This window comes from Paenibacillus sp. V4I5, from assembly GCF_030817255.1.
GTDB lineage: Bacteria > Bacillota > Bacilli > Paenibacillales > NBRC-103111 > Paenibacillus_E.
In genome coordinates, this window is sequence record NZ_JAUSZB010000002.1 from 3,658,366 (window position 1) to 3,683,968 (window position 25,603).

Consider the following 25,603-nt stretch of genomic DNA (forward strand, 5'->3'; position numbering starts at 1 on the left):
AGGTATCGAAGTTCACTTCATCATTTTATTATTTATTCAAATCTACATACTTCTCAAGCCCAACAAAATAAAGCCCCGCTTCCTTCACCCTATACCCAAAAGTCTGCTGCCACTCCCGCGCATAGGTCATCACCTGCGGCCGATAGAAGCGAACAAACGCTTCTTCTTTACCATCCTCGAAGTGGTCCGTCTTAAAATCAACGATCACCCAACCGTCCTCTTCTTCAAACAAGAAGTCGATAACGCCCTCGACATAGACAGCACGCACAGTGTCTGCTGATGTCCCTTCTTCAATTGAAACCGCCACTTCAGGGGCGGACACGGCATCACCAGCTACCTCCTCGGAACTCTTCATAAATAAAAGCCTGACTTCATGCAGACGTGTTTTCGCTCGAAGCGCTCGCTGCCAGAGCTCACTGTTTGTGAAAGCAACCACGGCAAAAACGGCTTCTGCTACGAAATCATCCTTCACCTCGAGCTGATCTGCCAGCATTTCCACATAGGCCGTAAGCTGCTCACCTTCCTTGCCTTTCCCAACCGCTTCAATGCCCATATGCACAAGGCTTCCATAAGCCATGCCGCGGCCCTCTGAAGACCATTCTGGTATTCCCCCCGAACTCTTGGTAAGACCAGTGACAGATGTTCGCGCATAAGTAGACTGTCCCAGCTGCACCACTTTCTGAGTGCGTTCTGCCATGAACGCAGTCACATCTAGCTGCCCTCTATACTCCGCACGTTCCTCTGCCTCAAAGGCAGGCACCTCAAGCTCCGGAACTATCTGCATCCCCAGTAAGAGTGGGCTCCAAGGACTTTTGGCTGGCTGCTCCGGATACTGACTTATGACTAGCATTTGCTTCGCGCGTGTAGCCGCCACATATAACAAACGATTTTTTTCAGCGTTCATAAACTCTCGCTCTCTGAGGTTCATCGCCTCCCAACCTGCGGGCCAGGCCAAGGTTTCTTTCACAAACTCAGACTTTTGCTGCGAGATGGTAAAATAGCCAACTGCTGGATCAACGGTCCGGTCGATATATTCTGTTGCATCGTGATCCGATTCGCCGCAAGGGCAAGCGAGGAAGACAACAGGTGCTTCTAGCCCTTTAGCCTTATGTAGATTCATAATACGCACGGACTGGTTCCGTCCCGCGTATAAGCTGGAAGTTTCTACACCTCTACCCTGGCACCATTCCGCGAGTGTGTCGGTCAATGCCCCCCAACCCGCCGCGCTGTTGATTTCATCCTGTAACTGCTGTAATAGCTTGATCAGCGTCCCCGCGCGTGTCGATCCTGCTTCTTTCTGTGAGGCATGGACGAGCAAACCCATATCCTCCATGATACGAGTTAGCGCGGTAACTGCAGGCAGCTTACGTGTCCAAGCATAGTAGATGCGCAGTTTCTCCAGCACAACATATACAGGCGTTGCTTCCGGTATTTCTACGCCATCATCGGGTATAGCTAGATAGTGGTAGGAATGGCCCGCCTTTTTATAGTCATACAGCTCCTGATCACTGATTCCGAACAACTCGCCTCTCAGCACGGATAGAAGTGCAATTTTATTCGAAGGATCTGCTAAACTGACAACTAACTGCGCCAAACTTAACATTTCCGGATAAATAGCCGCGCTGCCAGCCGTATCTGCTGGAATTCCGCAGCGATCCAGTGCTTCCGCATACAGACTGATGAATTCTCTTGTTTTAAGCAAAATTAGAAAATCATTCGGCACGGCTCTTCGCACCTGATATTCTCCATTCGTATCTCGCTCCTGGATGTTCAGCCCATTCTTGCCACAAGCCCATGCGATATAAGCCGATACTTGTCTGGCATCTTCGTTTGCAACGGCCGCCTTGCCCCCTGGAATTTTCGGATACGTCAAGGTGTGGATGCCATACGTGGCCTTTTTCTTCGCGTAAGGATTCGGAGACTGCGTCTGCATCTGTACGAAAGCAGCCTGCTCCTCACTTGCTACCTTCGGAAATTTCGAATCAAACTGATAGTTCACGTAGTCACCAATCGCCTGCACAGATCTGAAATTAGCATGAAGCTGCAGCACATCGCCAGTCTCTGTGATTCTGCGCTTAACTTCATTATAAATGGAAATATCTGCACGACGGAAACGATAAATCGATTGTTTCGGATCACCAACGATGAATAAGGAACCCGAACGCGGTTGCAGCTTACGCCAATCTTTTTCCCCTTCGTGCTCTCCCGTTCCAGTCAAAAGAAACATCATCTCCGCTTGAATCGGATCGGTATCTTGGAATTCGTCAACCAACAACCGCTGGAACCTGTCAGCAAAATAGCCCCGAACAGCGGAGGATTCCCGCAGCATAGTTGTTGCCTTCTCGAGTAAATCCTGAAAGCTGACAACTCCTGACTCCGTTCTTTTCTGCTGCGTATAGGCAACGGCTGGCATGACAAAATGAATGAACTTCGGATACAAATACTCTCGCCAAGCTCTAATGAAGGGAACAAGAACGGTTATCTGCCAGTCTTGGAATCGATCCCGTATTTCCTTCGCCTTTGCCTTCTCCGTCCAGCGATTTTGCGTTACCTCCAACTTCTTATCGAACTCCATCGCCATGGACAACACATGAAAATCGTTCTCCCAGCTCCAGTTACGCTCCTTTTGTTTAATTAAGCGTAGAACCCTTTGCAGCGTATCCCAACCTCTCTCAGGCTCATATGTCGGCAAATAAGGCCATGCCTCTGCTATCAACCGTGGCAAAGATAATCGAATCAAGTCGAAATCAGGACGCGGCACTTCAGGAACTTCGATTTGCACATCACTAAACAGAGAAACACGATCATACACAGCTTTCAGTGTGTTCACATTGATGCCATACCCCTGAAGCTCCTCCAACTCGTTTACCCGTCCAATCTCTTCAAGCTGCAGCAAATAATCATCCCAACAGCGATTTTGGAATTCCTCACTCGCTTGCTCATCTAACTCCTTGAAGGCAGGGTCCAATCCCGCCTCAACCGGGCGTTCACGCAGCAGCATGCCACAAAAAGCATGGATCGTACCTATGAAAATTTGATCGAGCCCCTCCATCGCTGCAGCATAACGTTGCTTTTCCCCCGGATCTAGTGCGTTACTCAGCGACTTTTCCAAAGCTAACCTGAAACGCTCCCGAAGTTCATCTGCCGCTTTATTCGTAAAAGTAATCGCTACAATGCTCTTAACCTGTGCGTTCCCTGTTCGAATCAGAGAGATCATTCTACCTACGAGACTCGTGGTTTTGCCAGAACCCGCTCCTGCTTCAACTAATAAGTTGGTCTGTAGATCATCTTCTATACGATTTCTAGCTACCCAATCGTTTGGTCTAGTCAACGAATTCCACCTCCAAGAGCACTTTCAGCTTCACCGCATTGTCTGGATCTCCCTTTTTATCCCCCATAAAGGAAGCATGATTTAAACAAACAGTCGCATAATCACAATATCGGCAACGCTTCGCATCCTCTGTCGGTATGTACACACCCTGTTCCATAGAGGTCAGCAGACTTCTCACAACTCCAGTCAGCAACTCACGCTTATCTTGCAACCGCACTACTTCCCGACCGACACCTCTCGCTGTCGGGAAATAGTAAGCTGACTCCGTAACTTGAGCATCCCTATCTCTGCCTGTATTCTTCAACCACTGCTCCGCCGCTAGCGCATATAGCGCATGTTGAAGCTGTGTTCCACCTGCAAAATACGCATTGTCCCGATATTTCCCCGGCCCCCCCGTCTTATAGTCGATGATTCGGTAACAATGCGGTTCAATTTGATCTATACGGTCAATAAATCCTTTTATTGTAAGAATGGAACCGTCTGTCAGCTTTAACTGCATAGGTTCACCATCAATCGTAAGCTCTTGCTCAAAATAGACAGGCCTTGAAGACTTTGTCAATTCTTCGTGATAGAACCATTCCACATCTTGACGGATCTCGTCAGATTCTTTTTGCAGGATATGCTGACTCGGTGCGGGAACCAACCGCATGTATGCAACCAATTGCTCTTCTGTTATGGACTGCATAATGCTTCTGTCATGATTCGCTGGCAATGAGCCACCTGCCGTAATTTGTTTAAGATATTCATAGAAAATAAGATGTAATAAGTTCCCGCGATCCATGGGTTCTAACCAACGCTTTCGGTTATAGACAGATTCATCTTTTGACCATATCCCTAATACATAACCGAAGTAGAACCTCATTGGACATTCGGCATAGCGTTCCAGCTGACTTGCACTAAAAGCGCGCTGCCCTAATTCAGCGACTAACGTGTCTGATTGTATAAACCCATCATGCGCAGTAATCGTGTTTGAAATGCGATTCAATACAGCTTGACTTCCCTTTTTCATATGAGGGTATTCCACACTCAACTTAACTCGTCCGTCACGCAAGCGACCTTGCTCATCCTTCAACGCGACCATCCATAGATCGGATCTATCCACCGGGAGTAAATCCTCCTCATGAACCGCCTTATGGGATAAATAACTGACAGGCATGCCTAGCGCATCTCCCATAACACTGTAATCTGCATTCGACAATTGATGCTTGTTTCGGAATATCTGCAGAAGTTCAAAAGCAGGACTAGCTTGCTTTCCTTCTGCTAATTGATAAGAGGAATAGCTTAACGTCAAATTCCCTGTAATGCTCCCTAACCTTCTATGTTGATCTATTTTCAAGTTTCTGCCGCGCTCTGATGTCAGTGTAAGATTAGCACTAATGCTTTGCCTTTCTTCATCCAGCAGAATCGGATCCTGACGAGGCGATACAGACCAGTTATGCTCATCCATGCCGACCAGATAGGTAAATGGCCTTCCCGTTAAGCCACCACCCGGCAGGGAAGAAATGTGAATAGCACCAGGGGAGGGAGTTGAAGCAACTTTCACGCGAATTCCTGATAGAAGCTGCGCGACATATTGCAGAGCAACTTCTTTTTTCATGCCTGATGATGAAATCGCATTCACAGAAGTTAATGAGGCCACCAGCTCATCCATTTCTTTGACAATTAGCGCATCGTCTTCGTTCTGAATCGCTCCGTACTTTGTAATGATCTGCTGTAACCATGTCATGATAAAAGTAGGACTCCACGCATCGTCGCTCGGCCATTTTGCGAATATACCCTGAAATACTTTTCTAAGATTGACTAGCAGAGGCTTCTCTTCTGGAGGTACCCCCTCTTCAATCGATTCGAGTAAATCTACATACCGTTCTTTGCCCCAACCAATATGGAGATTCTCTAATGAACGGATCCACTCCGATGATCGAATGCTTTCATCCACATTCCGAAACGATAATCCTCCATCACGCAGCAAAGCAATGAAATCAGCAATGGGAAATTCATTTTCGAGCCAATGAAGCAGCTTCAGTAAGGTGCGTCCCATTCTAGCGTATTGAAGCGGCAACCCGCCCCCATACGTACAAGATATATCCAACTCAGCGCTCAGAGTATGAATCGCACTTGCGTATGCCACATAGTTCGATGCAATGACTTCCACCTGATCAAGTGGATTCTCATTGAGTAATACCCTTCTCATTACTTCGCGAACCTCAGCCAATGTACCCGTTGCATGGAACAATTGAGCCTTGTCAGCAGGAAAATCAGATTCGGTTGCTGTAAACGGCAAGCCAAACATCGGCTTCACTAAGCGCTCTCCAGTTATCGTCTGAAGGATCGTTTGCTGTACTTTGGTAAGTAAACTATTCTCAGGCATGATAAACATCGTACCATCCAGTTCAACATATACTAGTTGGGATAGCAGCAATAGATCCACGAAATTATGCGCGTGCAGTACCTTCTCGTATCGCAGAAGAACTTCCCGTAAATATCCTCCCTTTCGATGGTCAATAAACTGAGACAGTTCTAAGTCTTTGGCATGGACAAAGGCTTGCCGTAAGTCTTCTAAAGATCGATGAAAACAAGAAACCATACCTGGTGTGATCATTGCCTCGGATAGATAGGAATCTCCACCTTTGGCCAGTTCCATCATGATCTGCTGAATGATCCAGAATGATTGCTGGGGGCGTATAACTGTTTTCTTTTCCTGAAAAAGCTTAAACGCAGCCTGTTTCATAGCCAGACTTTCTATCGTTTGTACCTCAACATTCAAAACGTGTCCATAGGTTCGACATACTTGATGCAGCCACATCTGTCCATCAGCGAACCGAGGTGCAATAAGCACTTTTTTAGTTAAAGGAAATGTCTGAAAGCTCTCATGTAAGTTACGAATAAAAGCTGATACCATGCCATTCCGCTCCTTTTTACTCGTATAGACTTCTCCATCGATCTAATTTGTGCTTCATGACATCCCGATACGCCTTAGGCTCTAGTATCTCTGCTTCCGGACCATATTGACTTAACCAATTCATAAATTCACGTTCGTGATTCACCGTCACTTCAAAAAGTAAACTTCCATCCTTCTGAGGTGTCAATTTCGGTTTCACAAAAAGTTCTTCTTCCTTCACATACCGAGCGATATTGGCATGGAATTTTACTTTAAAACGAATTTGGTCTGCACCTCGCTCAATGGACCATGTGTTCTTCATATAGGTTTTCAAATTAAAATCACCTTTATCGAAGGTATCACTAAGCAGCTTCACATCCCGAAACCGACTGATCCGAAATGTACGAATATCGCCTGCAGAATGACAATAACCAATTAAATAAAAACGGTGGTCTCGAGGAACTAAATAATAAGGATCAATGTCTCTTTGAGACTCTTCGTTGCGACTCTGTGTGTAATATACTGTTCTTATCGTTTGCTGTGATAACCTGGCTTGAATAATATCGTAAAGGAAAGAAGCACTCCCATCCTCCTCGCGATAAGCGGGTGTACCCATTTGAATAACATCCGTCACATGCTGCAAAATATCGGCTCGCTTCGATTTCTCTTTCTTATGAACGCCCATGACCTTTTCTAAGGCAGAGTCAAAGCCTTCCGGCAGTAATGACTTCATTTGTTCCAGTACAGATGGTAACATCGAGAATGACAATGCTTCCTGCTCTGTCCAATCTAATGGATACATGGAGAAATTACTGATAAATGCATAGCCTTTGCCATGTCCGTAATTCGAAATTGGGATATTCATCGCATGAAGCGCTTCAAGATCGCGATATATGGTCCTTTCCGTTGTTTCGCAGCGATCTGCTAACTCCCTTGCCAAAATGCCCGGTTTGGATTGTATCAAATTAATCATTCGCATTAGTCGAATTAAGCGCTCTTTCACGTTGATTTCTCTCCCCTATGATGCTTCAGTTCCAACCTACTAGATATAGTAAATTCGACCTATGGTTAGGAGAGTCCTGCCTATTTTTTTCTTTTCATCTGCCTGTACTTCTGCTCGTGTAGTGTCTTTCTTGTTTTGTTTGAAAAAGTGAAATTTTCTAACTGACTGTATAGCAATTGTGCTTCCTCACGGAGCTCTGCATCTTCCGATTTAACAGCAGCTACCAACATCTCATCCGCTTGTTGTTGTAGAAGCATTTTTCCCATTTCCTCATCACCTTGGTCGAAAGCGATTATCGCATGTTCAATAGCCACGGCCGATTCCGTGATTTTAACCTGTTTTTCAACATGAGGGTTAGACGAATTCATGATCAAATTAAGATCGTTCGTAAAATTGGCTTCGATCTTGTATTGGATCGTGCACAACTTTGCGCCTTTCGTCACATCTACGTAGTCCCATTGGATATTAAGAACTTCTTGTTTACCAGCGGTATGAGGGAAGAACAAGATTTCTAGCAAGATAGACTTAACCTCTTGGTCGAAAATATCCCCCATAGACAGCCTCAGTCCAGTATTGTCATCTTCAACTTTATAACCATAGATACGGATAATGCTTGTTGTTTCTGAAGGTTGTATCGTCAACTGTACATTTTGGGCTACAACAGATAATAGACCATCCAGCTCTTTGGAGAATATATCTGGTATGTCTTCTGGCTTCTCAATAAAATAGAAGTTTCCGCCGCCATGGTCCGCAATGCCTTCCATAAGTTCTTCATCGAAACCATCTCCAACCCCCATTGTTGTTACGCCGATTCCCATGCTATGGAATTCCTTCGCAATAGACTGCAGCTTCGCCTTATCTATGATGCCTTCATTCGCATGTCCGTCGGACAATAATAGAACCCTGTTAACACTACCGTCTACTTTTCCCTGCACCACATACTGAATCCCCTGCAGCATTCCCCCGCTCAAATTGGTACTTCCACCATCTTGAATAATCTCTATCTTTTGTTTCATAACATCCTTGTGAGTCAGATTCTGTGGTGCAAACACAGTAGTTACCTCATTATCAAAAGCAACCATACTCAGTTGATCCTCTGGTCCCATTTGATCGGTTACGAACTGGCAAGCCTTCTTACTATACGCAAGAGGTGCCCCAGACATAGAACCGCTGCGATCCATCACAAGCGATATATTCATTGGCGCTCGGTCAGAGCGAGAGCCAGCATTCCCTTTTAACTCGAGGACCAAGAATGCTTTTTCTGCTCCTCCCATTGGCCAAAACTCGTTATTCCATGCATGGGTCATTTGAATTGGTGAACTCACGTGCAACATCCTCTCTCGTCTAGTTTCTGATAAGAATGTAGCATATGCTTTGGTCAACATGATGTCAGAGAATATTCGTTCGCATTACAAAAGACGTGGACCGAAAAAGTCACACGTCTCCTTGTTACGATAGTACCCTGTATTCATTTTACCTTTTAGTAATTGTAGCTCGTTAATATCCTTGAAGAAGGCCATAAGTTCTTTAAACCAACGCCATTAATTGTGATATGTATCACCGCCGCAATCCCTCGCGCTTAAAGAATGATACATCAAAATGGAATTGGAATTACTTTCGATTTATCAGACCTTACGTTCCCATTACCATTTTAAGGTAGTAACCTGATAAATAGTGCAGGAAGAAAAAAGAATTAGTCGAAATAGATTAGGACACAAGTCATAGCTAAGAATACCTGAGGGAGAAGGATTATGATGAAAATACAGAAAATTCATTTTATCAAAAATATAATCTCATCATGTACCGACTGCTCTTTTCCTTTAAAAGCCTACAAACTAGATGCCACTTACCGAAATATAGATAACAGCAAAATTACCACAAACCTTTTGACGGATGTGTTGTTTTGCGAAAGGTGTTCTCGGGGTTATCTTTTGGAAGCTTTCAGGATAACGACAGACCAGCACGGGAAACTATGGATTGCTCTTGAGCCTGCTGCCCCTGCTAAGGTTATTAAGCCCCCATCCCCTGCTGCTATACTTGCCCCGAAAATCCCAAATGATAACCGGATTGTGGTACATGAGATTCAGGGCATTCTTTCTAAAGGTGCTGAATGCATAACCTGCAATAGGGGGCTTTTAAAGAAAAAAATTATATTTATGATAAAAAACTATGATGGTCAAAGGGAATTGGAAGAAAGAACGCGGGCATTTTTTTGTTCTGCATGCTCCAAATGGTTTCTGACGAAAGATTCATACACAACGATCAAAAACAAATATAAAACTTATATAATCCCAGTCAAAACAACAATATCAATAACAGGTTCGAATCAACCTAAACCGGCCAAGCCACAGATAAAATTACCCAAATCGAAGATGATCGAAAGGGATACTAAAGCAGTTACCAGGAAATCACCGGTCAGACAGCATTCAGTCAATTCAAGTTTTGATAGAACCGGACGCTTCATACATAGTGATGCTACCAAACGGTGGAAGGATTACAACAGCGATTAATTGGGGTGGTGATACGGTATGTTTTTCGGGGTTTCTGAGGAAGAGTTTTATAATCATTACCACGCATTGCAAAAAAAGTATGACGAATCTAGGGAAGAAGATGATCTAGCCGCTCTCATTCGATGGACAGATCAGCAGGTCGAACATGAGAAACGTTTTATGCATCTGAGGGATAATGCCTTTCATAAATTGACCTTACTGGAACGTGTTGCAGAGTTGAGGCCTTTGCAGCGGTATCGAAAAGCTGTGCTGTTATATGCGCTCCGCAGGAAGTCTGAGGCGCATCCAATCTTTATGGAACTAATTCGTTCTGCGGATGTGGAAGATTATATTCGGGATCGTTCTTGCGGATACATTTTGGCTTACTTTTTGGATTTCATTAGACACAAAGAATTCCAACCGCTGTTTGAACGCTTAATTGCCAGCACCGATCCGACTGCCAAGCAGCTCCAGGAACAAGTTGACCTTACCGCAATTTATGAAGAAGAAAATGTCGATGAGAATGTTGATAACGACGCGACTGAATTGATCGCTTTTACTTCCGAAAGAAGACACCGTCAATCATTTCTTAGCGGCCGGCAAGAACTACTTTGGAGACAGAGGCACAGGCCGGAGCAATATGACATTTTTATTGACTTCGTGCAGGAACAATATTATTTGTTTGGAAAACTGACAGAGTTGAATCGAGTTGACGCGAACGTACTGGCAATGATGATACTGAAAGGCTCGGAATGCAGCATTGCAAATATTTATTTAGCCAGATATGGGGAGAAATTCCCCCAGGGAGAGCGTACCCCCCGGAGTCGAATCGATCAATATTTCGGCAGGTTGCGCAAATTGCTTTCAGCCAAAGCTCTGTCCTTTGTAAGGTATTCCCTAGCTCCTGGTACGACGTATTGCCTACTCTCCCCTGAAAGCTTGGAACATGACTTGGATCTTCAATGGAAAGAGTCAGATCGTGTCAGATGACCTTTGGTATCCTGATAGTGTTGATTCGCTATCAAATACTGAGGAGGAAACGACAATGGTACAGAAGAGATTCGTGTTTGTTTACGGTACGTTAAAAAGGGGCCAAAGCAACCATCAACTAATTGAGCCGTACATTGCAAGTGTGACCCCGGCGGCGGTTCGCGGGTGGCTTTATAACATGGGGCCATACCCTGGAGTTGTGGAAGGTTGCGGTTGGGTATACGGAGAGCTTGTGGAATTTCTTCCGGAATTTGAAGAAGACGCGTTCCAGTCAATGGACCAGTTAGAGGGAGTAAATCATGCGAGGCCCACGTCTGGCTTGTATGAACGGATCACTACAATGGCGGTTACCATGGATGGTGAATCTGCCTCGTGTGAAATGTACCGGTTTCCGAATGGGCGAAAAGAAGAACTGTCGCTAGACGAGTTATTACCTGCGGGCCTATGGCCACAGGGCTCCGGTCAAGATCGAGTGCCTTACGTTGCATATGGTAGCTGCATGAGTGAGGCTTCCTTCGCCAATACGGTAGCAGGGTATCAGATTGTTGGCCGGGTGGAAATTCCGGGCTATCGTGTTGCCTTCACCCGATATTCCAATAGTCGGTCTGGTGGTGTAGCCGATTTGATCCCAGCGATTCGTGAAGTTGCTGAGGGAATTCTTTACTTAATTCCTCAGGATCAGATGGAAACACTTGACCAGAGGGAGGGTGCGCCATTATGTTATCGGCGAATTCCCGTCCCCATTGTGTGCGATGGATTGTTCTTCCCAGCGATCACCTATGAGGTGACCAACAAGTTGGCACAGGAGGTCCCGCCGCATCGCGATTATGCGGATATCATTATGGAAGGCGCAAAGGTGCTATCGCTCAAGTACGCTGAGATCTTACAGAAACACATAGAGGAGTTGCAGAATACCGCTTCGGTTACTGCCTCTTTGAAAGGGGGCATGTAAGATGGGAGCTATTACTACTCAGATCCTTATTGGACAAAGCCATCCATATGAAGGAGGTCTCGTTAATCTAGAAGGTACGTTGTTACTATCTGAGAATGGAGTAGCTCGATGGTCGTTGATTCCCTGGGGGCATGCGGAACAATTCTCATGTCATAGTTGGATTCCTGACCCGGAAACGATGCTCGAAGACGGTCTACTGCTTCTAGGTTTACATGTATGGAAGGATGAAATGCTGCTGCAGTTTGCAGATAAGGCGTTTCAACAGCCCGTTAACCAAGTGGAAATGCTGACTGAGAGTGTGATTTCCGATCAGGATCGGTATCGGCTACACGAGAGGTGCCGTTCTATTCTCCAGGGTAGGAAACTTGTCATTACTGTTTTGAAAGGTTCAAGTATTAAGCGACAATTGGATGTTCTACTCCGTTATCCCTTTGAGGTAGAGGTTTGCATACCGACCTATAACCGAAATTGGAATGTTTGGACACAAACGATGGTTTCTGCCGGTACATTAAATGAATAAACTTAAGAACCCTCATCTACCCGATGAGGGCCTCTTTACATTTAATAAAATAGGAATTATTTGGAATCATGTAGTCTTTATTTCAAATTAAATGTTAATACTAACACCCAACTAAAAAATATGGAGGGTTTGTATTGGCAACTTTAGAAAAACGAGGGCCGGATTCATGGAGACTTACAGTCGAACTTGGTTTTGATACAAACGGTAAACGAATAAGAAAAAGGAAAACTGTTTCTAATATGACAAAACGTGAAGCTGAAAAAGCGCTCGCCAAGTTTGTCACTGAGATTGAAATCGGTGAATACATCGCACCACAGAAAATGTCTTTTGGTTACTTTGTAGAAGAATGGAAGATCAAATACGCTTCGAAGGAACTTGCACCTAAAACATTAAAAAATTATTCCGTTCACTTGAAGAATCACATTCTGCCTGTCCTTGGCCATAAACAAATAGATCAGATTCAACCAATGCACATTCTGTCCTTACTTGAAGATCTCGGAAAAACGGGTGCACGGAAAGATGGTAGAGGTCAATTCTTATCAAGCGGAACAATTCAATACATATACAGAGTAATCAAAAATATATTCAATCAGGCAACCCAATGGAAACTATTAAAAACACACCCAATGGCAGGTATTAAAAAACCTAAGGTCGTTTCGAGTGATATTGAATACTATTCAGAAGCAGAAGCACAAGAGGTCATTAGGGCATTAAGCCAGGAATCAATAATGTGGAGAGTGTATTGCACTGCTGCTTTAATCGGAGGTTTCAGAAGAGGTGAATTGGTTGCTCTAGAATGGTCTGATGTTAATTTTGAGGATGCATCAATCTGGATAAACAAGAGCATTTCACTTACAGAGAATGGTCAAGCCATCCTGGGAGAACCCAAGAGCAAAAGTTCTATTGGGAAAGTGGATATGCCAAAATGGTTTATGGATTTATTGAAGCTTTATCAAATTGAATGGGAGGAAAATAAAAGAGCTGTAAATGATTTATGGATCGGAGCAGGACATAGCTATCTGTTTCACGGAGGTTTTGGCAAACCATTGTATTTTACGTATCCCTCCGAATGGTGGCGAAGGTTTACTGAAAGACATAATCTAAAACGGATTTCGCTCCATGGTTTAAGACATACAACAGCAACCATTTTGCTCGAGAAACAAACGGATATGAAAACAATTCAAGAACGACTCCGCCATGCTAATTTCACAACGACCGCAAATATCTACACTCATGTTACTCGGAAAATCAGCCGCGAAGCTGCTAATAAATTCGATAGCCTGAACCCATCAATAATAATATGAAATTTCGTCCCCAAATCGTCCCCAAGCGCTTAAATACAACACATGAAAAAATCAGGATAAGCAAATGAAAATTAAGAAAAACCCTTGATTATCAAGGGTTTTTCTAGGGATGCGGTCGGAGGGATTTGAACCCTCACGCCTTGTGAGCGCCACCCCCTCAAGATGGTGTGTCTGCCGTTCCACCACGACCGCGAGGTATAAAAGAAAGAATGACCCGTAGGGGACTCGAACCCCTGTTACCTCCGTGAAAGGGAGGTGTCTTAACCACTTGACCAACGGGCCATAATCGTCATAAAACATTAAAGTCCTTTAGGACGATAAATGTTATTATAAAGGATTCCATTCAAGTTGACAAGCAAAAATTATGGAATAATTAACGAGGTTTAAGACAAAAAGGCACTCCACTGTAAACCAATCACAGGGGTGCCTTTTACAACTAACACTACTTTATTTTAAAATAAGAGACAGATTCATTCAAAGTATCTACTACGGACCTAAGCTGTTCGGAGGCAGCCGCAATATTCTGCATCATCGCTAACTGCTCCTCAGTTGCCGCAGCAACCCCTTGGGATTTGTTCAAAATATGCGTTGAACTCGATGCTGATTGGTCCATTGTCGCAGAAATCTCCTCGGAGCTTGCCGACATTTGCTGGGTAATTGCTGAAGTCTCATGTATTTGAGTCACAATGTGTGTCACCGATTGCATGATGGTATGAAAGCTTTGGTTCACTTCCTGCATCATGCTCGATCCCGCACTAGCTTCCTGCTTGGTTGCATTCATGGAATTAGAAACACTGGCGATCTCAACTCTCGTCTCATGAATTAACTGATTAATTCCCTCGGCTGACTCGATAGATTGCGAGGCAAGCTTACGAATTTCATTTGCAACAACGTTAAACCCTTTGCCGTGCTCACCCGCTCTAGCCGCCTCGATGGAAGCATTCAGCGACAACAGATTCGTTTGATTCGCAAACGTTGTAATGCTCGATGCAATAAGACCAATCTCATCGGATTTACGTGTTAAGGATTGTACGGTTTGTGAGAGCTGCTCGACCGATTTCAACATGTTCACGATTTGCTGCTGCAGCTTCCCAAGCAAGACATTGCCAAGTTCGGCATGTTGAGAAGTTAGGGAAGAATGCTCTGCCATAACGCCAGAATTTTCAGCCACTCTTTGAATCCCAATCGCCATTTCTTCAATCGCTCTACTTGTTTCTACGCTGCTTCTTACCTGCACCTCGACGTCCTGCGTCATGTCTTGAATACTGATAGCGACATGCTCAGAGGCCGTTGCCGATTCCTTGGAACTATCTGAAAGCTCAATAGAAGCATCATGCACGAACTGCGTATTGTGAGCGATCGTACCGATCAAACTTTTAATTTTCGAAACCATAATATCTACTGATTCTGTAATTTTGCCAAGCTCGTCTTTGGCGTACGTTTGCTGAGGCTCGTGAGTAAGATCTCCTGCAGCTACTTGTCCGGTAACCTTCACGATTCTACTGACCGTTTTCATTATTTTACTAATAACCATCCATCCTGCTGTCATGAGCAAAATGATAATAGTTGCAACAGATATGTAGATCGTTTTTGCCGTTTTATCATTTTGTGCCTTGATCTCTTCAATACTTGTTTTCGCATAGGCATCCAAAATTTCACCGATTTGATTCATACCCTCGCGGCCTTTTTCGAACGTTGCTAATAATTTAGCGTCATTAATAATCCCTTTTCCTGTATTCGAGGACTGAACAACAGCATTCGCTTCTTTCGCCCATTGGTCAAAAGACGTATGGAAATTAGCCACGTTCTGCTCAATGGACAGCTTTGTCTCTGTATGCGCTGTTTGTAACAACTGTTTAGTATTTATAATATCAGCTGCTTGTCCAACCCTTGTATTCGTTTGATCGATGTTGTCTTTCAAAGCTTTAAGCTGCTTTGTCTTCTCTTCCGCAGTCAACGTTCCCGAAACCAACAGCTGGTAAGCCGTCAACGCCTGATACATATCACGATCGGCATTCAAGATAAGCGAAGTGCTTTTATTCGTGGTTTCATAAAGGGATGAAGCTAATACTTCCGTATTGGACTTACTTTGCTGCAGTAAAAAAACACTTGTGCCTAGATACAGCATGGAAGGAACTAATAGCAATAAAAGGAGTCTTACACGAATAGATAATAATTTTGCCACAAAATTTACCCCCGTCATTGATCTATTTTTGATCACTATAACGGAAAATCGTTTAATAGATGTTAGAAAACTGTTAAAAATGAATGTAATTAGCTAACAAAATAAGCCCAACGGCATGAACGCCATTGAGCTTATTTCCAGCTAATTCTTATACGGAGAGAGAGGGATTCGAACCCTCGCACCGCTTACGCAGTCTAACCCCTTAGCAGAGGGTCCCCTTATAGCCACTTGGGTACCTCTCCAAATATCTGGCTCCCCGAACAGGACTCGAACCTGTGACAACTCGATTAACAGTCGAGTGCTCTACCAACTGAGCTATCAGGGAATGAACAACTATTATTTTATTATGAAGGCGCCCCTAAGTCAAGTGTATACGATTTCAATTTTCCCCTACATTTTCCACATGCATATTTCCTGACGTCCATTTTGCGTTTGCGGAAGTATTCGGTTTTGCAATTAACGCATTCCAACCTGTATTTATAGGACTGTTTCTGGGAAGCCCGCGGCAGCGAACGACAGAACCGGGTACCTCCGACCTCAGCCAGCAAGGTTTTGAAATCATTGTCGCGGTGCTGGTAGCCACGCTTTAATATATGCAAATGATAATGACAAAGTTCGTGCTTAATGATTTTCTCAATCTCATCTCGTCCAAATGTCTCCCACTGCATCCAACTAATTTCGATATCATGGGATTTGGTAAAATAGCGCCCGCCCGTCGACCTTAACCTCCGGTTAAATCGCGCCTGATGTACAAAAGGCCTCCCAAACGATGCCATAGAGATCTGCTCGATCCATTGCTGCAGCTCCCGATCCTCCATCCCCATTCGCTCCTTTGACAAGTTCTCACTTGAATTTGTACCGTATGTACGGCTATACTGTCAAGTAGAAAAGAAGATCGAAAGCTTTCTAAAGAAAGGATTTGAACAACCCTTATGCCACAAATGCGATATGTCATTCTTAAGTTCGAACAACAATTAGAATTCGTTGAAATGCCATCTTCCTACTCTTATCAATTGACAGCTCTGAATCAAAGATTGCACAAAGAATTAGAGAAATTGACCGCTGATCAAGTCCCTCAACTTCCACGGGTTATTGCAGAATGCGACGACTTAGAGTTGATTGGCACAGCACATACCCTAATTCAAGGTTTAGATTACATCAATCGTTTGGAAAAGACCTTCGCTGGCATCCAGGAAAAGTCGTATCCGCTTATTTCTTTATTGACTGAAATTCGCGCGCTTCAAGCCCAACTGGAACAGTGGTATGAAGAGGAATTTGAGGGTTAATTTTAATGAGATCGATTAAAAAACACTTAGCAAAAAAGTAACGTAAATCAAAAGGACCTGCACCCATCGAAGCAATCCTTCATATGCTATTATTACATGGCGAAGAAGGGGATGGGCATATGCCGCAATGGCTCTGTAATCAATTAATGCGGGCCTTCCAGAACAAAAACCGCAGACAAATCCGATTGCTGAATGATAGCTGGTACTTTTACCGCACCCGCCGCTCACAAGAGGAGTGGCCTGATACCCAATCGACAGACGGACCGGGCAAGCGTAAATTTTGATAAAAGAGCTAGTACTTGCGCGGAGCGGGTGCTGGCTTTTTTGCCATGCAGATTTACATAGTGAAATCAGAGCAAAGTACGGCATGCGGAGAAAAGTGAATTTAAACCAAAGGAACTTACTAGTTGCAGAGAAAAGAGCAAAGCAACTTACTACTTGCAGAGAAAAGTAAACATTTGTTAAAAAAAAGGTTGCATATCTGAAATGTGCCCTCTATACTGTAAATAAATGTAATAGATTATCGGAGTGAAGCACACTCGATCTTGCAGAATGATTCTGCGGTTCGGGTGTGCTTTTTTTCGTACATAAAAAAGGGGAGTCGATTATTATGCCACGTAAAACAAGAGGTTGGTTAAGAAAAATGCGTGAACTTGGATTGGGGAGGCATGGGTTTGTTGGTTGGATGAGTGGCGCTGAATTGATGGCTCAGCGTGGTTTTGGGCAGGGGCTGGAGAGTTTCGGTGAGAGAAATTCAGCTCAAGAGAAACCAAAATTTGTGCAGGGCAAGATGAATGCTTTTCATGAGCAAAAAGGACTAGTACAAGGCAAGATGAGTGTAGTTCAGAAAAATAATGTTTATGTTCTGATTCCTAGGAAGTCAACTACTCAAATATCGCCTCTCTCCCCCATCGCCAGCCTAGAAATCGATAAGTGGGAGTTAAGGAAGCAGCTTGTCATTCAAATTGCCAAGCGACGCAGTGGCAAAGTTAGACTGCGGGATGTCGCTGCAGAATGCAATGTAAATATTCGTATCGCTGCAGAATGGCTAAAACGCTTATCCCTGGAAGGGATGATCTCTCTTGTCGCTGGTCAGCGGAATGTAATGGTTTACTCTTTGAAGGAAGTGGGGCCCGTTCATAAATAGACCCACTAACCTCCCATGCTGGGGAGTATTGATTATACTTGTTGGAGAGGATGATGTCGGGTAGGTGATGGAGATGACGCTCGCAGGTGGGCGTTTAGAGTAACTTTGGGGAGGAGGATGTGGAGACTGGTTTATGACGGTAACGCCTCTTAGTTAGGAGTACGAGTAACTAAAGGAAGGATGATGTGGAGTTTGGTTGATGACGGTAACGTCTCTTGGTCGGGCGTAACGAGTAACTTAAGGAAGGATGATGTAGAGCTTGGCTGATGTCGGTATCGCCTCTTGGGTGGGCGTACGAGTAACTTAAGGAAGGATGATGTGGAGGTTGGCTGATGTCGGTATCGCCTCTTGGTTTGGCGTAACGAGTAACTTAAGGAAGGATGATGTAGAGCTTGGCTGATGTCGGTATCGCCTCTTGGGTGGGCGTACGAGTAACTTAAGGAAGGATGATGTGCATTTTGGCTGATGTCGGTATCGCCTTTTGGTTGGGCGTACGAGTACCTTAAGGAAGGATAATGTGGAGTTTGGCTGATGTTGGTAACGCCTTTTGGTTGAGCGTACGATTACGTTAAGGAAGGATGATGTGGAGATTGATTGATGTTGGTAACGCCTCTTGGTTTGGCGTACAAGTAACTTAAGGAAGGATGATGTGGGGATTGGCTGATCTCGGTATCGCCTCTTGGGTGGGCGTACAAGTAACTTAAGGAAGGATGATGTGGAGGTTGGCTGATGTCGGTAACGCCTCTTGGTTGGGCGTACGAGTAACTTAAGGAGTTTAATGGATCTCAGGTAGCTATGTAGCTATCTTGGTTGGATATACTCTCAGCCACCGTGTCCTAAATTAGGAGTCCCTAAAGGCTGTTATTTGAGCAATTTCGGCCAAAAATATTGAAATAGAAGTCTCTACAGGCTCTTATTTGTAAATTTCATTATTAAAATTCTTATTTATATCAGAATAAGAGTCCCTAGGAGCTTCTATTTATCGAATATGGCATAACATAGGAAGAATAGCAGCCTTTGGAGGCTCTAATTAGCCAGCGATCAGCCTACAAAAAAAGCAGCTGGGAGCATAACGCTGCCAACTGCTTAATCAATCTATTGCTGAGGCTTTTTCATGGTCAAGCCGACGCGACCTTTTTTCTCGTCTACGTTAAGCACCCATACTTGGACGATGTCCCCAACGGACACCACATCCATAGGGTGTTTCACGAAGCCGTTCTTGAGCTGGGAGATGTGCACCAGCCCATCGTTCTTAATGCCGATATCGACGAAGGCACCGAAGTCGATAACGTTGCGCACCGTGCCGGTCAATTCCATGCCCGGCACAAGGTCTTCAAGCTGCAGCACATCGGTGCGGAAGATCGGCGCAGGGACTTCGTCCCGCGGATCTCGCCCAGGCCGCTGCAGGCTGTCTAGGATGTCCCGCATCGTCGGGACACCCACGCCCAGCTTAGGAGCCAGTTCCTCTGGCTCCAGCGTCTGCAGCAGCGCTAGCAGCTGCTGTGAGCCAAGCTGCGCCAACTCCAGGCGCAGCTCCTTGAACAGCCGATCCACCACGTCGTAAGACTCCGGATGGATCGGGGTGTTGTCGAGCGGGTTCCGGCCGCCCGGAATCCGCATGAACCCGACACACTGCTCGAAGGTTTTCGCGCCAAGGCGCGGAACCTTCGACAGCTCCTGTCGGGAGCTGAACTTGCCGTTCTCCTCGCGATACTTGACGATGTTCTTTGCCAGTGTCGCGTTCACGCCCGACACGTACGAGAGCAGGGACGGGGACGCCGTGTTCAAATCCACGCCGACATGGTTAACGGCCGACTCTACGACGGCCTTCAAGTTCTCGTCCAGACGTTTCTGCGATACGTCATGCTGGTACTGCCCGACGCCGATAGCCTTCGGCTCGATCTTCACAAGCTCCGCGAGCGGGTCCTGCAGCCTCCGCGCGATCGAGATCGCGCTGCGCTCGGCTACGTCGAGCTCCGGGAACTCCGTCTGCGCCAGCTTTGACGCGGAGTACACGCTCGCCCCTGCTTCGCTTACGATCAAGTACTTGAGCTTCTGCTCCTTGATCTCGGCAATCAGCTCCGCAACAAACTGCTCCGTTTCACGGGAAGCCGTCCCATTACCGATAACGATCAGCTCGACGCCGTGCTTGCTGATCAACTGCTTGAACTTCGCCTTCGCTTCCGCCACCTTATTATTCGGTGGCGTCGGGTAGGTGACGGCGATTTCAAGCATTTTACCGGTGTCGTCAATGACGGCCAGCTTACAGCCTGTTCGGTAAGCTGGATCGACACCCAGCACCACGTGCCCTTTGACTGGGGCTTGGAGCAGCAGATTCCGTAGATTTTCCGCGAAAATCTTAATCGCTTGCTCCTCGCCCATCTCAGTCATTTCACCGCGCACTTCGCGCTCAATAGAAGGCGCAAGTAATCTTTTATAAGCATCCTCTACAACGGAGCGAAGCACGTCGCGAACAACGGAATCACCTTTCACGACTTGTCTAACCATATAATCGTGAATTTTATCAACGGCAACATCCAAGCCAACCTTTAGGATGTCCTCCCGCTCCCCACGATTAATTGCGAGAATACGGTGAGGCGGCAAGCGTTTAACAGGCTCTTGATAGGCATAGTACATCTCATAGACGGATTCAGCCTTTGCATCTTTGGCCTCCGTACGCAAAATCCCCTGATCATGCGTATATCTACGCACCCAAGCTCGAATCTTAGCATCGTCCGCGATATTCTCTGCAAGAATATCCATTGCGCCTTGAATCGCATCAGCGGCGCTTCCTACCTGCTTGTCCGCGTTCACATAACGCGCTGCTTCTTGTTCCAGCGAGCCTTGACGAGGCTGCTTCCAAATCCATTCCGCTAGCGGCTCCAGACCGCGCTCTTTAGCAACGCTTGCTCTCGTCTTGCGCTTTTGACGGAACGGTCTGTACAAATCCTCGATTTCCTGCAGCTTCGCAGCGCCTTCAATCGACTTGCGCAGCTCATCGGTTAGTTTGCCCTGCTCATCAATTAAACGAACAACCTCGATCTTACGATCCTCAAGGTTGCGCAAGTACTGCAACCGATCCTCGATATCTCGCAGCTGGTTCTCATCCAGCTCGCCTGTCATCTCTTTGCGGTAACGTGCGATGAACGGAATCGTGTTGCCCTCATCAAGCAGCCCCATCGTTGTCTTCACTTTGCCAGCCGGCAGCTGCAATTCAGCAGAGATCTGTTTCAGGATACGCTCCTGGATCTCTGCTTTCTTTTCTTCGGAGATCTGTACTTTCTCCCTTGGCTCTTCATACTCACTAGCCTTTGTCTTCTTTCCCTCTGTCTCGCTCAACTTTTGCTCTTCCATTTCACTAGCCTTAATTTTCAGCTCTTCCGCATTTGCCACAACCAGTTCCCCCACTTCTATTCATTTCTATTCCAATGTATGTATACAAACCAAAAAACGAGGGAACCTTGCACCCTCGTCCGTTCCTGATCCTATTCAAAACTCTATCAGTCCCACACTAATTTGCAAAGCATCGTCAACTTTGCGCATCGTTTCTTCATCCAAATGCGTAATTTTGTCCGTAAGCCGTTGCTTATCGATTGTTCTGATTTGTTCAAGCAGAATCACCGAATCTCTGTCGAAACCATGCGTTTCCGCATCGATTTCCACATGCGTGGGAAGCTTCGCCTTCTGGATTTGAGCTGTAATCGCTGCAACAATCACGGTTGGGCTAAAGCGGTTGCCGATATCATTTTGGATCACTAGAACAGGACGAACCCCTCCCTGCTCCGACCCTACAACCGGCGAAAGATCTGCGAAAAAAACATCACCACGTTTGACAATCACTGCTTACACCCCGCTTACTAAGCGATCAAGCGTACCGTCCGCTTCTTCCTCCGCTTGAAAAGCTTCAGATGCCATGCTGAGATTTATTTTCGCCATCTCCATATACCCACGCTGCATGGATTCGCGTAGACTGCGCTTTTTACGTTCAATTAAATACAGCTTCATTGCCTGGCGAATAAATTCGCTGCGATTGGAATTCTCCTTCTCGACAATACCGTCCACTTCTTGCAACAGATTGTCAGGCAAGCTAATCATGATCCTTTTCGTATTATGCGCATTGCTCACACTCTCGCACCCCCAGAAACGATACAAAGACAATATTACCAGTATGTCTTTCCAAAAACCAATTTATACAATAGATATATGCATTCAGTATATCAAATATGTTACACACTTGGATATAAGATTCCTACTTACATAGTATTCGATAGCCTATTCGGAAAATCCTCTCCATCTAGCACAAAAATAAATGGTAAATTAATCTGTTACTTTTAGTAGCGATGCCGCATGAGAGGATTAATTGCATCTATACGTTTGCCGTCACGCACATACACACGCGCAACACGATGTGAAATCATACAAATAATTTCATAGTTAACAGTACCTAACTGACGAGCTACATCTTCAGCCGTAATGTGCTCTCCGTCTTGCTCTCCGATCACCACAACCTCGTCCAGAGACTGAACATCTGGTACATCCGATACATTGATCATACATTGATCCATACAGATTTTACCGACGATCGGCACTCTTTTGCCCCGAACAAGAACCTCAGCTTTACCCGATAGCATCCGAGAATACCCATCCGCATACCCAATCGGCAGTGTCCCAATTTGTTCGTGGCCCTTAGTGTGATAAATCGTGCCATAGCTAACTCCAGAGCCTGGAGGCAGCGTTTTAAGATGAACAATCCCTGTTTTGAGACTTAGTACCGGCTTTAACTCTATTTTCGCTTGATCTACATCCTCGGAAGGATACAAGCCATACATCGAAATCCCCAACCGTACCATTGAATACGTCAAACCTGGCAAATCTATGGCCGCCGCGCTATTGCCTGCATGTATATATGGAAACTTAACACCTTTATCCGTAAAATAGCTCACAATTCGCTCAAAACGGTGATACTGCTCCATCGTATAGCTCTTATCTACTTCGTCTGCATTCGCGTAATGCGTGAATAAACCCTCAACTTCCACATTCGGCAGCGTCAGAGCTTCTTCAATAAATGGAATAGCATCCTCTTCCGTGTGCAAACCAAGTCGCCCCATGCCAGTATCCAGCTTGATATGGATCTTTAGCTTCTTTTGAAGCGCCCCATCTTTCATCTGCCCCTGAAAACAAAGCTTTTCGAGAACATCTCTACTATAGACAGCAATCGTCACATCGAGTTCACGCGCTCTATCAACCCCTTCTGGAGGCGTATAGCCAAGTACCAGAATAGGTGCGGTGATCCCTGCATTCCTTAGCTCCAACGCTTCATCAAAAAACGCCACACCCAAGTAATCCACACCCGCGGCGAGAGCCTCTTTGGATACTTCAACAGCCCCGTGTCCGTACGCATCAGCTTTAACGACTGCCATTTGTTTCATTCCTGCCGGCAGTACCTTCTGAAAACCTTCAATGTTGCTTCGCAGTGCATCTAACGAAATTTCTACCCACGTGGGACGATAAAAAGCATCCACCAGTGCTCACCTCTTTTATCCATTGCAGTAAACCTATGTTAATCCTAATCACGAAAAACTGTCAACCTTACTTTTGCAGGCCTACAAACAACATTTTTTATATTTCTTCCCGCTCCCGCATAGGCAAGGATCATTGCGTCCGATTTTACTTTTACCAGAAACAGCCTTTAGATCATTCGTAGAATGGATGACACGCACTACCTCCGGCTTCAACTTAGGTTGAACATTTTCATTAGCAAAATAGCGGAAAACGCGCATACCCGAATCTTTTACCGTCATAATACGTGGCGTTCTTTGAAAAGCATACTTGATTTCAGACTCCGGCAAATACTGCGCACTGACCAGATCAAAACGTATCAATACAGATACAACCGAATGAAGAAAAACATCTGCACTCGTGTCAAGCAGCTTCCCAGATTGCCTATTCTTCTTCCATTCTCTTTGCACATCATGCTCGTGACCAACAACCCAACTTGCTAGCACACTCGCAATTGGCTCTCTTAAGACCTGGATCGCTTCAGGATAACCGCCTTCGCCCAATTCCTGCAAATTTCCCCATTCAACTTTATTCCAGAGCGCATCTAATAGGACGACTGCCTGTTCCTTATCTGATAAAGCGAGAAATCTTACGGCCTGATTCGTAACTTCACACTGCTGCTTGCGCTCTGCTATCAACCCTAATGCTTCCGCTGAATAGAAAAAGAACTGAAACAAGGGTTCTTGATCCTGGTTCAATGTCGGTTTGCGAAAAAGATTCCATTGCAGCTTCTCGTCGAGCTCTTTCCAAAACTTCCGTGGCAAATGCTGTCTGGCCGGGGTCAATTTAATATTCTTGGCATCCTGCAAGGAAGCCAGAAACATTTGAAAATCTGCAACGATTTGAGGTACAGCTGTCTTTTCATCCATCCATTGTTCAAGCAGATTGTTATCAACCACAATAGCATTCAGTTTTACAGATGCAGATTTAGGCTTTTGCTGAGCCAAGTAAACTTCGATATCATTGGAGTAAAACCACTTCTCCATGGCTTTATCACTTTTCGCATTCGCATATTGATCAAACCGGTCAGCAAAAAACTCCTTATAATGACACACAGCTAATACCTGAATACCCTGCAGAGACAAAATCTTGCCTGTTTGCAGAAGATATTGCGTCCACTTGATGATCGCCGGAAGATACAAATCGATATCAGACTTCGAACTATTCAGCATCTTGCTAATATAGAAATAACCTAGAAAATCAACTATCGTTTCGCCCTGCAGCTGTTCATAATCCAACCCGTAACGAACAAAATACTCCGTCGTCACAAATCGTATGCTATAAACATACTTTGCTACGGTCTCTGTTTTTAATTTGCCTTCCTCCGTAAGATACTTACCGAACAAGACAATCTCATTTTCCCAGTATTGTTGTCGATCTTCCATTGTTAACTCACCAGTTGTTTTCATCAAAGACACTCCATTATCTATTTACTCCAAAGTTGCATTATACCAAAAAAAACTCCCTTTCGGGGGAGTTGGTTAAATCTTCTTGTTCAAGAATTTGCTAATGTTGCACCTATTTCATTTTTAACAGCTTCTAACTTAGAGATAAAACTCCAAAGGAATTTCTGACTTCCTTCCAGAATATGTACGACTTTTGAACCTAATGATTGCTTGGCTTGAAGCAGTTTTTGTTCGGAACGAATTTGTTCCGGAAATCGTACTATTTTCAATAAGTCCGTCAAAACAAACGAATTATATGGAAATAAATCCTTCATATGTTTAGCAAAATTGTCGCCTAACAGTATGTAAGAGTGTTTATCATGCTGTATGTACCAATCCGTATACTCAGGCAACATCCAAATGAAATATAATGGATATTGATGACGTTCATTTCCCTTGAAATCAAAGAGTTTATCTAGGTTCTCTATGGATAGCTCCATGTCAAACATTCGTTTCACATAGCTGCTCAGATATTGACGAAGATAATCCAAATATACCAATTCATCCATGGTTA

20 protein-coding genes and 4 tRNA genes are annotated in these 25,603 nt (G+C 44.9%); 8 read left to right on the forward strand and 16 right to left on the reverse strand.

Annotated features, from left to right (window positions below; all coding sequences use genetic code 11):
* Positions 1 to 28: 28 nt before the first annotated feature.
* The 4 genes from QFZ78_RS18480 to QFZ78_RS18495 form a co-directional block, all read right to left on the reverse strand.
* A complete protein-coding gene (locus QFZ78_RS18480) occupies positions 29 to 3,331 on the reverse strand; it encodes a UvrD-helicase domain-containing protein (RefSeq protein WP_307549759.1) in 3,303 nt (1,100 codons plus the stop codon).
* Entirely contained in the window at positions 3,324 to 6,230 is a 2,907-nt protein-coding gene (locus tag QFZ78_RS18485; protein WP_307549760.1) for a PD-(D/E)XK nuclease family protein, read from the reverse strand. Before QFZ78_RS18485 ends, QFZ78_RS18480 begins: the two co-directional genes overlap by 8 nt.
* Before the next feature lie 16 nt (positions 6,231 to 6,246).
* Positions 6,247 to 7,212, reverse strand: coding sequence for a helix-turn-helix transcriptional regulator (locus tag QFZ78_RS18490; protein WP_307549761.1), 966 nt, complete (start codon positions 7,210 to 7,212; stop codon positions 6,247 to 6,249).
* 80 nt (positions 7,213 to 7,292) lie between these two features.
* Complete coding sequence (locus QFZ78_RS18495) at positions 7,293 to 8,537, reverse strand: vWA domain-containing protein (RefSeq protein ID WP_307549762.1); 1,245 nt, start codon at positions 8,535 to 8,537, stop codon at positions 7,293 to 7,295.
* 426 nt (positions 8,538 to 8,963) lie between these two features.
* Here QFZ78_RS18495 and QFZ78_RS18500 point away from each other — a divergent pair, with 426 nt between their 5' ends.
* The 5 genes from QFZ78_RS18500 (at position 8,964) to QFZ78_RS18520 (ending at position 13,467) form a co-directional block, all read left to right on the forward strand.
* Positions 8,964 to 9,722, forward strand: a complete 759-nt coding sequence (locus QFZ78_RS18500) for a hypothetical protein (RefSeq protein ID WP_307549764.1) — start codon at positions 8,964 to 8,966, stop codon at positions 9,720 to 9,722.
* Between the two features lie 18 nt (positions 9,723 to 9,740).
* Positions 9,741 to 10,691 (forward strand): hypothetical protein, encoded by a 951-nt coding sequence (locus tag QFZ78_RS18505; protein WP_307549765.1) that lies wholly within the window; start codon positions 9,741 to 9,743, stop codon positions 10,689 to 10,691.
* Between the two features lie 55 nt (positions 10,692 to 10,746).
* On the forward strand, positions 10,747 to 11,643 hold the full coding sequence (locus QFZ78_RS18510) for a gamma-glutamylcyclotransferase family protein (RefSeq protein ID WP_307549766.1): 897 nt from the start codon (positions 10,747 to 10,749) through the stop codon (positions 11,641 to 11,643).
* 1 nt (position 11,644) lies between these two features.
* Positions 11,645 to 12,163: a hypothetical protein gene (locus QFZ78_RS18515; RefSeq protein ID WP_307549767.1), complete on the forward strand. Its 519-nt coding sequence runs from the start codon at positions 11,645 to 11,647 to the stop codon at positions 12,161 to 12,163.
* Between the two features lie 134 nt (positions 12,164 to 12,297).
* Positions 12,298 to 13,467, forward strand: coding sequence for a tyrosine-type recombinase/integrase (locus QFZ78_RS18520; protein ID WP_307549769.1), 1,170 nt, complete (start codon positions 12,298 to 12,300; stop codon positions 13,465 to 13,467).
* A 110-nt stretch (positions 13,468 to 13,577) separates the two neighbouring features.
* Here QFZ78_RS18520 and QFZ78_RS18525 read toward each other — a convergent pair.
* From QFZ78_RS18525 to QFZ78_RS18550, 6 genes are all read right to left on the reverse strand, one after another.
* Positions 13,578 to 13,659, reverse strand: a tRNA-Leu gene (locus QFZ78_RS18525).
* Positions 13,660 to 13,677: 18 nt separating this feature from the next.
* Positions 13,678 to 13,749, reverse strand: a tRNA-Glu gene (locus QFZ78_RS18530).
* Between the two features lie 160 nt (positions 13,750 to 13,909).
* Positions 13,910 to 15,652 carry a methyl-accepting chemotaxis protein gene (locus tag QFZ78_RS18535; RefSeq protein WP_307549771.1) on the reverse strand — a complete coding sequence of 581 codons (1,743 nt, stop codon included), beginning with the start codon at positions 15,650 to 15,652 and terminating at the stop codon, positions 13,910 to 13,912.
* Positions 15,653 to 15,805: 153 nt separating this feature from the next.
* A tRNA-Ser gene (locus QFZ78_RS18540) sits at positions 15,806 to 15,894 on the reverse strand.
* A gap of 7 nt (positions 15,895 to 15,901) precedes the next feature.
* Positions 15,902 to 15,977 (reverse strand) — tRNA-Asn (locus tag QFZ78_RS18545).
* Positions 15,978 to 15,996: 19 nt separating this feature from the next.
* Positions 15,997 to 16,470 (reverse strand): SprT family protein, encoded by a 474-nt coding sequence (locus QFZ78_RS18550; RefSeq protein ID WP_307549773.1) that lies wholly within the window; start codon positions 16,468 to 16,470, stop codon positions 15,997 to 15,999.
* Positions 16,471 to 16,584: 114 nt separating this feature from the next.
* Here QFZ78_RS18550 and QFZ78_RS18555 point away from each other — a divergent pair, with 114 nt between their 5' ends.
* The 3 genes from QFZ78_RS18555 to QFZ78_RS18565 all read left to right on the forward strand — a co-directional run bounded on the left by QFZ78_RS18555 (position 16,585) and on the right by QFZ78_RS18565 (position 18,085).
* Complete coding sequence (locus QFZ78_RS18555; RefSeq protein WP_307549775.1) at positions 16,585 to 16,938, forward strand: hydrolase/acyltransferase; 354 nt, start codon at positions 16,585 to 16,587, stop codon at positions 16,936 to 16,938.
* Between the two features lie 119 nt (positions 16,939 to 17,057).
* Positions 17,058 to 17,222, forward strand: coding sequence for a cortex morphogenetic protein CmpA (cmpA, locus tag QFZ78_RS18560; RefSeq protein ID WP_090818813.1), 165 nt, complete (start codon positions 17,058 to 17,060; stop codon positions 17,220 to 17,222).
* Between the two features lie 326 nt (positions 17,223 to 17,548).
* Entirely contained in the window at positions 17,549 to 18,085 is a 537-nt protein-coding gene (locus tag QFZ78_RS18565; protein ID WP_307549777.1) for a hypothetical protein, read from the forward strand.
* Positions 18,086 to 19,180: 1,095 nt separating this feature from the next.
* On the opposite strand, the gene QFZ78_RS18570 is transcribed toward QFZ78_RS18565, so the two are convergent.
* The 6 genes from QFZ78_RS18570 to QFZ78_RS18595 all read right to left on the reverse strand — a co-directional run bounded on the left by QFZ78_RS18570 (position 19,181) and on the right by QFZ78_RS18595 (position 25,598).
* Positions 19,181 to 21,439, reverse strand: a complete 2,259-nt coding sequence (locus QFZ78_RS18570; protein ID WP_307555778.1) for a Tex family protein — start codon at positions 21,437 to 21,439, stop codon at positions 19,181 to 19,183.
* A 135-nt stretch (positions 21,440 to 21,574) separates the two neighbouring features.
* Positions 21,575 to 21,925, reverse strand: a complete 351-nt coding sequence (locus tag QFZ78_RS18575; RefSeq protein ID WP_028553893.1) for a type II toxin-antitoxin system PemK/MazF family toxin — start codon at positions 21,923 to 21,925, stop codon at positions 21,575 to 21,577.
* 3 nt (positions 21,926 to 21,928) lie between these two features.
* Positions 21,929 to 22,210 carry a CopG family ribbon-helix-helix protein gene (locus QFZ78_RS18580; RefSeq protein ID WP_028553892.1) on the reverse strand — a complete coding sequence of 94 codons (282 nt, stop codon included), beginning with the start codon at positions 22,208 to 22,210 and terminating at the stop codon, positions 21,929 to 21,931.
* Between the two features lie 206 nt (positions 22,211 to 22,416).
* A complete protein-coding gene (gene alr / locus QFZ78_RS18585) occupies positions 22,417 to 23,607 on the reverse strand; it encodes an alanine racemase (RefSeq protein ID WP_307549779.1) in 1,191 nt (396 codons plus the stop codon).
* An 81-nt stretch (positions 23,608 to 23,688) separates the two neighbouring features.
* The gene (locus tag QFZ78_RS18590; protein WP_307549781.1) at positions 23,689 to 25,053 is read right to left on the reverse strand and encodes a YecA family protein; all 1,365 of its coding nucleotides are present in this window, start codon (positions 25,051 to 25,053) and stop codon (positions 23,689 to 23,691) included.
* A gap of 86 nt (positions 25,054 to 25,139) precedes the next feature.
* Complete coding sequence (locus QFZ78_RS18595) at positions 25,140 to 25,598, reverse strand: hypothetical protein (RefSeq protein WP_307549783.1); 459 nt, start codon at positions 25,596 to 25,598, stop codon at positions 25,140 to 25,142.
* Positions 25,599 to 25,603 lie beyond the last annotated feature (5 nt).